This is a genomic window from Marinobacter sp. EVN1 (genome assembly GCF_000475375.1).
In the GTDB taxonomy this organism is placed as follows: domain Bacteria; phylum Pseudomonadota; class Gammaproteobacteria; order Pseudomonadales; family Oleiphilaceae; genus Marinobacter; species Marinobacter nauticus.
The window spans coordinates 1-11687 of sequence record NZ_AXCB01000029.1 but is presented as its reverse complement, the minus strand read 5'-3'; the positions used below and the strand labels follow the sequence as shown (position 1 = coordinate 11687).

Below are 11687 nucleotides of genomic sequence, written 5' to 3'. Positions count from 1 at the left end.
CCCCGAAGTCCTCGATCAGTCGCCTGACGTGCTTTCATTTTTCAAGCTACTGTTTGATAAAAGGAATATGCCAAAATGGCTCAATACGTATACACCATGAACCGCGTGGGCAAGGTGGTACCGCCCAAGCGGGAAATTCTGAAAGACATCTCTCTGAGCTTCTTCCCGGGCGCCAAAATCGGCGTACTTGGTCTGAACGGCGCCGGTAAATCCACCCTGCTGCGTATTATGGCGGGTGTGGACCAGGATTACATCGGTGAGGCCCGGCCACAGCCCGGCATCAATGTGGGCTACCTGCCGCAGGAGCCGGAATTGGACGAGGAGAAGACCGTAAAGGAAATCGTTGACGAGTCCGTCTCGCACGTACACAACGCTCTGGCGGAGCTGGACAAGGTTTACGCCGCCTACGCCGAGCCGGATGCGGACTTTGACGAACTGGCCAAGAAACAAGGCGAACTGGAAGCCATTATCCAGGCTACCGATGGCCACGACATAGAGCGCAAGATGGAAGTGGCGGCAGACGCCCTGCGACTGCCGGCCTGGGACCAGAAGGTAAAAGTGCTGTCAGGTGGTGAGCGCCGCCGTGTGGCCCTTTGCCGCCTGCTGCTGTCCGGCCCTGACATGCTCCTGCTGGACGAGCCTACCAACCACCTGGATGCCGAATCCGTGGCCTGGCTGGAGCGCTTCCTGCACGATTACGACGGCACCGTTGTCGCCATCACTCACGACCGTTACTTCCTGGACAACGTCGCCGGCTGGATCCTGGAACTGGACCGTGGCCACGGCATTCCGTTCGAGGGCAACTACAGTCAGTGGCTGGAGAACAAAGAGAAGCGCCTGGAGATGGAGGCCAAGCAGGAGGCCGCTCACCAGAAAGCCATCAAGCACGAGCTGGAATGGGTACGCACCAACGCCAAGGGCCGCCAGTCCAAGAGCAAGGCACGACTGGCCCGCTTCGAGGAGATGAGCTCCCAGGAATTCCAGAAGCGCAACGAAACCAACGAACTGTATATCCCGCCCGGACCTCGCCTTGGCGACAAGGTAATCGAGGTGGACGGCATCAGCAAGGCCTTCGGCGACCGCCTGCTGTACGAGAATGTCTCGTTCCACGTTCCACCGGGTGCGATTGTTGGCATCATCGGTGGTAACGGCGCGGGGAAATCCACGCTGTTCAAGATGATCGCAGGCATGGACAAGCCGGACTCTGGCACCATCACCGTTGGTGAAACCGTGGAACTGGCCTACGTGGATCAGATGCGCGATCTCGACGGCAGCAAGACTGTGTGGGAAGAGCTTTCCGACGGCCAGGACATCATCAAGGTCGGTAACTACGAGACCCCGTCCCGGGCCTACGTGGGCCGCTTCAACTTCAAGGGCACTGACCAGCAGAAACGGGTGGGCGACCTGTCCGGCGGTGAGCGCAACCGCCTGCACCTCGCCAAGCTGCTGAAACAGGGTGGCAACGTGCTGCTGCTGGACGAACCCACCAACGACCTTGACGTGGAAACCCTGCGCGCTCTGGAAGAAGCCCTGCTGAACTTCCCGGGCTCCGCCCTGGTGATCTCGCACGACCGCTGGTTCCTGGACCGGGTAGCGACCCACATCCTGGCGTTCGAAGACGATGGCGAAGTAGTCTACTTCGAAGGCAACTTCACCGATTACGACGCCGACTTCAAGAAGCGCAAAGGCGACTCCGCCATGCAGCCCAAGCGTATGAAGTACAAGAAACTGGCGTAACCGATGACCGGGCCGGCCTTCGCGTCGGCCCGCTTGCCCTCCCCGATCTGCCCGACACGGAACCATACCCATGGCCAAAGCCAAAACCGCCTTTGTATGCACCGAGTGTGGTGCCGACTATTCCAAGTGGCAGGGCCAATGTACCGCCTGCCAGGCCTGGAACACCATCAGCGAAGTACGCGGCGTCTCAGGCCCCGGCAAAGGTGCTCGCAGCGCCCGCTTTGAGGGTTATGCCGGCAGCTTGTCGGAGGTAAAAAGCCTGGACGAAGTCAGTCTGGCAGAGCAGGCACGCATCAGCACCGGCATGCAGGAATTCGACCGTGTCCTGGGTGGCGGCCTGGTGGAAGGCTCGGCGGTACTCATGGGCGGTCACCCCGGCGCGGGCAAAAGTACCCTGCTACTGCAGGCGGTTTGCCAACTGGCCGAGAAGCACTCAGCGCTGTACGTCACCGGTGAGGAATCCCTGCAACAGGTGGCCATGCGCGCCAAGCGGCTGGGCCTGCCCACCAAAGACCTGAAAATGCTCTCGGAAACCTCCGTTGAGCGGCTTATGCAGGTGGCGGAAGCGGAGAAGCCCCGCATTCTGGTAATCGACAGTATCCAGGTGATGCATGTGGCGGATATTGAATCCGCCCCTGGCTCGGTATCCCAGGTTCGGGAAAGCGCAGCCTTCCTGACCCGCTTCGCCAAACAAACCGGCACCATTCTCTTGCTGGTGGGCCATGTCACCAAAGACGGCAGCCTGGCCGGCCCGAAAGTGCTGGAACACATGATTGACTGCTCGATCCTGCTGGAAGGCTCCAGCGACAGCCGCTACCGCACCCTGCGCGGCATCAAGAACCGCTTCGGCGCGGTTAATGAGCTGGGCGTGTTTGCCATGCTGGAGCAAGGCCTGAAGGAAGTGAAAAATCCGAGCGCTATTTTCCTGAATCGGGGCGAGGAAGCGGCGCCGGGGAGCGTGGTGATGGTGGTCTGGGAAGGCACTCGGCCGATGCTGGTGGAGATTCAGGCCCTCGTGGACATGGCCCAGGGGAGCTACCCTAGACGGGTAGCGGTAGGGACTGACCAGAACCGCTTAGCGATGCTTCTGGCCGTGCTGCACCGCCATGGCGGCATGCATGTGGCCGATCAGGATGTGTTTGTAAATGTGGTGGCCGGTGTGAAGGTCAACGAAACCAGTGCGGATCTTGCTTTGCTGTCAGCTGTGGTTTCGTCATTCCGGAATCGGGCGCTGCCGCAGGATCTGGTGATTTTTGGCGAAGTTGGCTTGTCTGGGGAGATCCGGCCGGTACCGAGTGGCCAGGAGCGTATCTACGAGGCGGCCAAGCACGGTTTTACCCGGGCTTTGGTGCCCAAGGCCAACGTTCCGCGTAAGCCTGTCGATGGCATGAAGGTGATTCCGGTGACCAAGCTTTCGGATGCCCTTTCGGCTCTTGAGGAACTTTGAGCCAGGCCCCCTAGCCTGCAAAATCCGGTGCAAGGCGCGCGGCAGAGGGACACCTCAAAAAACCGCTACGAGCACATCCATGTGCGCTTCTCTCCGGCCATCCATGGCCTCCGACATTTTTTGAGGTGTCCCTCTGCCACGCACCGGCAACTTTCGGAGTAATCCCCAACGACGACCTCAGTCAATCAGATGCGCAAACTCTCTCTCCAAAAGCGCCTGATCCCCGAGATTCAGCTCCACCAACCGCTTCAAATGCGATGCACTGTCCAGATCAATGTACTGGCAGCGAAATCCCAGCCGATGATCCTCCACATGCTTCAACTCCACCGCCATCACAATCGCAGCTTCATGCTCATTCAGGTGAATCACCACCTCACAGGGCTTATTCAACGGAACCTTCCAGCCTTCTGGCCGCTGAACGAGAACGCCCTTCAGGGAAATATCCAACACCTCCGTTGACCACACCTGATCCTGACAATGCAGCTCACAGGGGGCATCAAAGTTGATTCGGTGAAACCGGCGTTTTTCGGATGTTCTGTTAGACAAGGGAAAACTCCAGACAGACGTTCGTGCTTTCTCTGACTATAGACCGGACATAAAAAGGAGTACAGCTCAGTTAAACAACACCAAAAGGGAGTAAAACTCACCCGATGAGAGATCATGATGCAGTTTCACGAGGATATTTCCAGAAACGTCCGAAGAGGGGCGGTAGAGCGGCCTCCGAAAAATGTCGGAGGCCATGGATGGCCGGAGAGAAGCGCACATGGAAGTGCTCGTAGCGGTTTTTCGGAGGCCGCTCTACCGGCCCTCAAACACCAATCTTGCAGGCTAGGAGAAGCGGTACCCCCCCAAGTTTGGCTTTACTGGTGATACTGCCCACTAAGCTCAACAACCGCCTCAATAAACGCCCCGGCATGCTCCGGATCCACATCCGGCGTAATCCCATGCCCAAGGTTGAACACATGCCCCGAGCCAGAACCATAGCGCTTCAGGATATCCGCCACCTCCTGGCGAATGCGCGCCTTCGGCGCATACAGCATGGCCGGGTCCATGTTGCCCTGCAGGGCCACCTTGTCGCCCACGCGGGCACGGGCGTTGCCGATGTCCGTCGTCCAGTCCAGCCCCACAGCATCGGCGCCACAATCAGCGATAGACTCCAGCCACTGACCACCGTTCTTGGTGAAAACAATCACCGGCACACGGCGACCTTCGCTCTCGCGAATCAGACCATCAACAATCTTCTTCATGTAGCGCAGGGAAAACTCTTCATAGGCCCAACTGCTCAACACACCACCCCAGGTATCAAAAATCTGCACAGCCTGGGCGCCGGCCTTGATCTGGCCATTGAGGTAGTCAATGACCGAATCCGCCAGATGGTCCAACAGACGATGCATCACCTCCGGCTGACCGTACATCAACTTCTTGGCTTCCGAGAAGGTCTTGGAAGATCCACCTTCAATCATGTAGGTGGCCAGAGTCCAGGGACTGCCAGAGAAACCGATCAGCGGCACGCGGCCATTCAGCTCCCGGCGAATGGTAGACACCGCATTCATCACGTAGTCCAGGTCAGACTCGGCATTCATCCTGGGCAGGGCATCCACATCTGCTTCCGAACGAATGACCTTACGGAATTTCGGGCCTTCGCCAGTTTCGAAATAGAGCCCCAGCCCTAGAGCATCGGGAATGGTCAGAATGTCAGAAAACAGGATGGCGGCATCCAGGGGGTAACGCTCCAGCGGCTGCAGGGTAACCTCACAGGCCAGCGGGGTGTTTTTGCACAAACTGAGGAAGTCGCCGGCCTTGGCCCGGGTTGCGCGGTATTCCGGCAGGTAACGGCCTGCCTGGCGCATCATCCACACCGGGGTGCGGTCTACAGGCTGGCGCATCAGGGCGCGCAGGAAGCGATCGTTCTTCAGCTCGGTCATAGAGTTTCCCGTTCTCGTCGGTAAAAATGGTCAGAGACAATGGGGAGCAATGATACCCCGTTTACACGAATAAAAAAGGGCGGCTTACCCTTAGCAAGCCGCCCTTTCTGACTCTGGTCAATCCAGCGTTAAACGTCCAGGTAGTCCAGGATGCCTTCGGCCGCCTGACGTCCTTCCCAGATTGCGGTAACCACCAGATCCGAGCCACGCACCATGTCGCCACCAGCGAAAATCTTGGCATTGCTGGTCTGGAACGGAAACTCGGCTTCTTCTGCCGCAGTCACCCGACCGGAGTCGTCCGTGTTCACGCCCAGCTCTTCAAACCAGGGTGCTGGGCTCGGGCGGAAGCCGAACGCTACCAGCACGGCATCAGCCGGAATCACTTCCTCACTGCCCGGAACCACTTCCGGACGACGACGGCCGTTTTCGTCCGGCTCGCCCAGCTCCGTGGTGACTACCTTTACACCCTCAACACGGTCTTCACCGATGATGGCGATGGGCTGACGGTTGAACAGGAACTTGACGCCCTCCTCTTTCGCGTTGGCCACTTCCCGACGGGAGCCAGGCATGTTGGCCTCATCGCGGCGATAGGCACAGGTCACGCTCTCGGCCTGCTGGCGAATGGAAGTCCGGTTACAGTCCATAGCGGTGTCACCACCACCCAGCACCACAACACGCTTGCCTTTCATATCGATGAAGTCAGATTCCTTTTTCTCGAAACCCAGGCGACGGTTAACATTCGAAATCAGGAACGGCAGGGCGTCATAGACACCCGGCAGCTCCTCACCGGGAAACCCACCTTTCATGTAGGTGTAGGTACCCATGCCCATAAAGACGGCATCGAACTCTTCCAGGATCTTGTTCAACTGAACGTCTTTACCCACCTCGGTACTCAGACGGAACTCCACGCCCATTTCCTCGAACACCTTGCGGCGGCGGGACATGACGGATTTTTCCAGCTTGAACTCAGGAATACCGAAGGTCAGCAGGCCACCGATCTCCGGGTAACGATCAAACACCACAGGCTTGACGCCGTTGCGCACCAGAACATCAGCACAACCAAGCCCTGCGGGACCAGCGCCAATCACAGCCACCTTCTTGTCAGTCCAGGTGACATTGGACATGTCCGGTTTCCAGCCCAGCGCAAATGCGGTGTCGGTAATGTACTTCTCAACAGAACCGATGGTAACCGCGCCGTAGCCATCATTCAGGGTGCAGGCACCTTCACACAGGCGATCCTGCGGGCACACACGACCACAGACTTCCGGCAGGGAGTTAGTCTGGTGACACAGCTCCACCGCCTTCATGATGTTGCCCTCCGACACCAGCTTCAGCCAGTTCGGAATATAGTTGTGTACCGGGCACTTCCATTCACAGTACGGGTTACCACACGCCAGGCAGCGATGGGACTGGGAGGCCGCATGGGTTTCGCTGAACGGGTGATAGATTTCCCCGAATTCCTTTTTGCGCTTCTTGGCAGGCACCTTCTTCGGGTCTACCCGCCCAACTTCCACAAACTGAAAGTCATTGTTGAGACGTTCTTTCATGTTGCCACTCTCATCAGCTCGATTTCGACGGGGGCCGCACCGGAGTGCAACCCATCAACCTTGTTGGACCTGCCCGTTATTCCGGACGGGCGCGGGTGCTTGCCAGCAGGCTGCGAAGGTTCGCGGCCTTGGGCTTGACCAGCCAGAAACGGCCGATGTAATCGTCGAAATCTTCAAGTAGGTGCTCTGCCCAGGCACTTCCGGTTTCAGAGATGTGCTCCCGGATCACGCCACGCAGGTGATTCCGGTAGGCTTCCATGTCTTCACGGGAAATACGCTGGATCTCAACCAGTTCATGGTTGTATTTGTCCACAAAGGTGTTGTCCAGGTCCAGCACATAGGCGAACCCGCCGGTCATGCCGGCACCAAAGTTGTAGCCGGTGGACCCCAGCACGGTGACCAGACCACCCGTCATGTATTCGCAGCAGTGATCGCCAGCACCTTCAACCACGGCATGGGCGCCGGAGTTACGAACCGCAAAGCGCTCACCGGCGGTGCCGGCCGCAAACAGCTTGCCACCAGTTGCGCCATACAGACAGGTGTTCCCGACAATGGAGGTTTCCTGGGTCTTGAAATCGCTACCACGGGGCGGCTTGACGACCAGCTTACCGCCGGTCATGCCTTTACCCACGTAGTCGTTAGCATCACCCTCCAGAATCAGGTTCAGACCACCAACGTTCCAGACACCGAAACTCTGGCCAGCGGTGCCGGTCAGGTCCAGGGTGATGGGCGCATCGGTCATGCCCTGGTTGCCGTAACGGGCGGCAATCTCGCCAGACAGGCGTGCACCAATAGAACGGTCACAGTTGGTCACCCGGTAACTCCAGGCACCGCCGGACTTCTCAGCGATGGCAGCAGCGGTGTCCTGCACCATCTGCTCTGCCAGCTTACCTTCATCGAACGGCTTGTTGCGCTCAATCTGACAGGTGTGCGGCTTGTCAGCCGGAATGTGGTCATTCTGCAGCAGACGGGTCAGATCCAGCTTCTTCTGGCGCTCGGTATTACCCGGCAGACGCTCCAGCAGGTCAACACGGCCGACCAACTCTTCCAGAGAACGCACACCCAGCTTCGCCAGCCATTCACGGGTTTCCTCCGCCACAAAGCGGAAGAAGTTCATGGCCATTTCCACGGTGCCCTTGAAGTGCTCTTCGCGCAGATAGTCGTTCTGTGTCGCGACACCGGTCGCACAGTTATTCAGGTGGCAGATCCGCAGGTATTTACAACCCAACGCCACCATCGGGGTGGTACCGAAGCCAAAGCTCTCCGCGCCCAGAATCGCGGCTTTCACCACGTCCAGGCCAGTCTTGATGCCGCCGTCGGTCTGCAGGCGAATCTTGCCTCGCAGATCATTGGCGCGCAGCGCCTGCTGGGTTTCCGTCAGGCCCAGTTCCCAGGGGGAGCCAGCGTAGCGGATTGAGGTCAGCGGACTGGCTGCGGTACCGCCGTCATAGCCGGAAACCGTAATCAGGTCGGCATAAGCCTTGGCAACGCCCGCGGCAATCGTGCCCACCCCGGGCTCTGATACCAGCTTGACGGACACCAGCGCCTCCGGGTTCACCTGCTTCAGGTCGAAGATCAGCTGCGCCAGGTCTTCAATGGAGTAGATGTCGTGGTGCGGCGGTGGCGAAATCAGGGTGACACCCGGCACCGAGTAACGCAGGCGCGCGATCAGGTCATTTACCTTACCACCCGGCAACTGGCCGCCTTCACCCGGCTTGGCACCCTGAGCCACCTTGATCTGCATAACATCGGCGCTACGCAGGTACTCAGCGGTCACACCGAAACGACCGGAAGCCACCTGCTTGATCTTGGAACGCTTGTTAGTGCCGTGACGGGCCGGGTCTTCGCCGCCCTCACCGGAGTTGGAACGACCACCCAGCGTGTTCATGGCCACGGCCAGAGCCTCGTGCGCCTCCGGCGACAGGGCACCGAGAGACATCGCCGCAGAGTCAAAACGCGGGAAAATATTCTCCACGGGCTCAACGTCGCTCAGGTCAATTGACTGGATGCCCTCACGGAACACCAGCAGGTCGCGCAGGGTGGCAACCGGACGCTCATTGACCAGACCGGCGTATTCCTTGTAGGTGCCATAGTCGCCACTTATCACGGCATCCTGCAGTTTGCCCACCACATCCGGGTTGAAGGCGTGATATTCCTGGCCATGCACGTACTTGAGCAGGCCGCCCTGGGAAATAGGCTTACGGGGCTTCCAGGCAACCGCGGCCAACTGCTCCTGATCCTGCTGGAAATCGAAGAAGTCGGCGCCCTGAATCCGGCTCGGCACGCCTTTGAAACACAGGTCTACCACATTGTCGGCAAGACCAATGGCTTCAAACAGTTGGGCACCGCGATAGGAGGTAATGGTGGAGATACCCATCTTCGACAGGATCTTCAGCAAGCCCTTGTTGATGCCCTTACGGTAATTGTTCTTGGCTTCGATCGGATCCATCAGCATTTCGCCGGTGCGAATCAGGTCATTCAGGATCTGGTACGCCAGGTACGGGTAGACCGCCGTAGCACCAAATCCGAACAGTACCGCAAAGTGATGCGGATCCCGAGCCCAGCCGGTCTCAACAATGATGTTGGAATCGCAGCGCAGACCTCTCGCCACCAGGTGATGGTGCACTGCGCCGGTGGCCATCAGGGCATTGATCGGAAGATCGCCTTGAGCCAGGTCCTTATCGCTTAGAATCAGCAACACCTTGCCATCACGCACAACTTTTTCGGCTTCGTCGCATACCCGACGAACCGCCTGCTCCAAGCCCTCTTCAGGACGATAGCTCAGGGCGATTTTTGCCACCTCAAATCCCGGGCGATCGTTATTGCTGATCTTCAGGAACTTGGCCGGCGACAGCACCGGCGTGGTCAGGATAATCCGGTTAGCGTGCTCCGGAGACTCCTCGAAAACGTTCTGCTCTGCGCCCAGACAAGTCTCCAGAGACATGACGATGGTCTCACGGAGCGGATCAATGGGCGGGTTGGTGACCTGCGCGAATTTTTGCCGGAAGTAATCCGCCACATGGCGCACCTTGCTGGACAGAACTGCCATCGGGGTATCGTCCCCCATGGAACCGACCGCCTCCTGGGCACTCTCAGCCAGTGGGCGCAGCACCTGGTCCCGCTCTTCAAACGAGATATTGAACATCTTCTGATGAACCAGAAGTTCTTCGGATTCCATCAGCTTGAATTCCGGGGTCGCCTGATTCAGCGTGGTCTCGACTCGCAGTGCATTGTCCTTGAGCCAGCGCTTGTAGGGCTGGGCTTTTTTGAGCCGCTGGTCGATATCCCCGGTATGCAGGACCTCGCCGGATTCGGTATCGATGGCCAGCATCTGACCCGGACCAACCCGCCCCTTGGCCACCACATCATCCGGTGAGTAGCTGTACGTTCCCACTTCCGAGGCCAGGGTGATGAAATCGTCCTTGGTGATAACCCAGCGTGCGGGACGCAGACCATTGCGATCCAGCATACACAGCGCATAACGGCCATCTGACATTACCAGGCCCGCAGGGCCATCCCAAGGCTCCATATGCATGGAGTTGTACTCGTAAAAGGCCCGCAGCTCAGAATCCATGGTATCAACATTCTGCCAGGCAGGCGGAATCATCATGCGCACCGCCCGGAACAGGTCTACACCACCTGCCAGGAGCACTTCCAGCATGTTGTCCATGCTGGAGGAGTCGGAGCCAGTCAGGTTAACCAGCGGCTGCAGGGTCTGCAGATCCGGCAAATCCGGTGAGCTGAACTTGGCTGCGCGGGCAATTGCCCAGTTACGGTTACCGTCGATGGTGTTTATCTCACCATTATGGGCCAGGAACCGGAACGGCTGCGCCAGTGGCCAACGCGGCATGGTGTTGGTCGAGAAGCGCTGGTGGAAAACACAGATGGCCGTTTGCAGATCCGGATCACCAAGATCCTTGTAGAAGTTGGCCAGATCCGCGGGCATCATCAGGCCTTTGTAGGCCAACGTCTTATGGGAAAGACTGCAGATATAGAATTCCGGGTCTTCCGCCATATCTCGTTCAGCATGGCGGCGCCCGACGAACAGACTGATCGCAAATTCTTTTTCTTCCTTGCCGCCGGGCTCTACAAATACCTGTTCGATGCGCGGAAGACAATCCAGAGCCATGGGGCCAAGGCAACTGTCATCGACGGGCACTTCCCGCCAACCCATAATTTCAAGGCCTTGCTCCGTCAGCCTTTTTTCAATAGCTGATCGGCCAGCAGAAGCTTTTGCGTCGTCCTTAGCCAAAAAAACCTGGCCAACCGCAAACAAGTCGCCAGGTTTTTTGCCGAAGGCTGCCTGGGCAGCTTTATAGAGGAAGGCCTTGGGGCTCTGAATAAGCAGACCACAACCATCACCGGTCTTGCCATCGGCAGCAATGCCGCCCCGGTGGGTCATGCAGGTCAGAGATTCAATAGCTGTCTGCAACAGCTTATGGCTCGCTTCGCCCTTCATGTGGGCAATCAGGCCAAAACCGCAGTTGTCCCTGAACTCATCAGGATGATACAAGCCTGTTGTCATAAGCGTTCTCTCGCGTGTAAATGCTTCCCGCCAGCGACGCTACCGCACCAAAATGGTGCAAGAAATGCGCTGACACCGAAAAAAAGGGGGAAGGGATTTTACACACGTGAAACTACGTATACAATTTTTTTCGCTGTTCGGGCCACCGCCACCCCGAAAAACGCACCACTATGGTGCATGCCTACAGACTCCTGAATGCCCGCGCCCAGGCATTGTTCACCCCCAGCTCCGGGGGAAGATTACGCGCCGCAGCCTGCGCTTCAGCCTGACTGGCGAAGCGGCCATACAACAACATGAACCACTGGCGCCCTTGCCTTTCACCGACAGTATACTCGAGGGCGGACTCGTCAGATGCCCGGCCAAGCACCTCCAGTACGGTCGACTCGTAATTACCGGCAACCAGTTGCAGTGTCCACCCTTCCCGCGCTCGCAGCTCACCTATTGGCACGTATGAGTCAGGCATTTCCGGAGTGAATTGGGGCAAATCTGGCTCTGGCTCTGGCTCT

At 58.3% G+C, this 11687-nt stretch carries 7 protein-coding genes; 2 read left to right on the top strand and 5 right to left on the bottom strand.

What is annotated here, in order from left to right:
- The first annotated feature begins 75 nt into the window (after positions 1 to 75).
- Positions 76 to 1737 carry an energy-dependent translational throttle protein EttA gene (ettA, locus tag Q674_RS33630; RefSeq protein WP_011784358.1) on the top strand — a complete coding sequence of 554 codons (1662 nt, stop codon included), beginning with the start codon at positions 76 to 78 and terminating at the stop codon, positions 1735 to 1737.
- 70 nt (positions 1738 to 1807) lie between these two features.
- Positions 1808 to 3184 (top strand): DNA repair protein RadA, encoded by a 1377-nt coding sequence (radA, locus tag Q674_RS33625; protein WP_011784357.1) that lies wholly within the window; start codon positions 1808 to 1810, stop codon positions 3182 to 3184.
- A gap of 177 nt (positions 3185 to 3361) precedes the next feature.
- Here the strand turns inward: radA and Q674_RS33620 are convergent, their stop codons facing one another.
- The 5 genes from Q674_RS33620 to Q674_RS0120845 form a co-directional block, all read right to left on the bottom strand.
- Entirely contained in the window at positions 3362 to 3730 is a 369-nt protein-coding gene (locus Q674_RS33620; protein ID WP_023009242.1) for a PilZ domain-containing protein, read from the bottom strand.
- Between the two features lie 314 nt (positions 3731 to 4044).
- Positions 4045 to 5109 (bottom strand): uroporphyrinogen decarboxylase, encoded by a 1065-nt coding sequence (gene hemE, locus Q674_RS33615; RefSeq protein ID WP_022992192.1) that lies wholly within the window; start codon positions 5107 to 5109, stop codon positions 4045 to 4047.
- Positions 5110 to 5237: 128 nt separating this feature from the next.
- Positions 5238 to 6656 (bottom strand): FAD-dependent oxidoreductase, encoded by a 1419-nt coding sequence (locus Q674_RS33610; RefSeq protein ID WP_011784353.1) that lies wholly within the window; start codon positions 6654 to 6656, stop codon positions 5238 to 5240.
- A 76-nt stretch (positions 6657 to 6732) separates the two neighbouring features.
- Positions 6733 to 11181, bottom strand: coding sequence for a glutamate synthase large subunit (gene gltB / locus Q674_RS33605; protein ID WP_023009241.1), 4449 nt, complete (start codon positions 11179 to 11181; stop codon positions 6733 to 6735).
- A gap of 181 nt (positions 11182 to 11362) precedes the next feature.
- The coding region (locus tag Q674_RS0120845) for an SPOR domain-containing protein (protein ID WP_031210234.1) at positions 11363 to 11687 on the bottom strand (325 nt) is incomplete at its 5' end.

Bases quoted from the DNA above. Each gene is read 5' to 3' on its own strand.
- ettA (WP_011784358.1), top strand. From the start codon at position 76: ATGGCTCAATACGTATACACCATGAACCGCGTGGGCAAGGTGGTACCG.
- radA (WP_011784357.1), top strand. From the start codon at position 1,808: ATGGCCAAAGCCAAAACCGCCTTTGTATGCACCGAGTGTGGTGCCGAC.
- hemE (WP_022992192.1), bottom strand. From the start codon at position 5,109: ATGACCGAGCTGAAGAACGATCGCTTCCTGCGCGCCCTGATGCGCCAG.
- Q674_RS33610 (WP_011784353.1), bottom strand. From the start codon at position 6,656: ATGAAAGAACGTCTCAACAATGACTTTCAGTTTGTGGAAGTTGGGCGG.
- gltB (WP_023009241.1), bottom strand. From the start codon at position 11,181: ATGACAACAGGCTTGTATCATCCTGATGAGTTCAGGGACAACTGCGGT.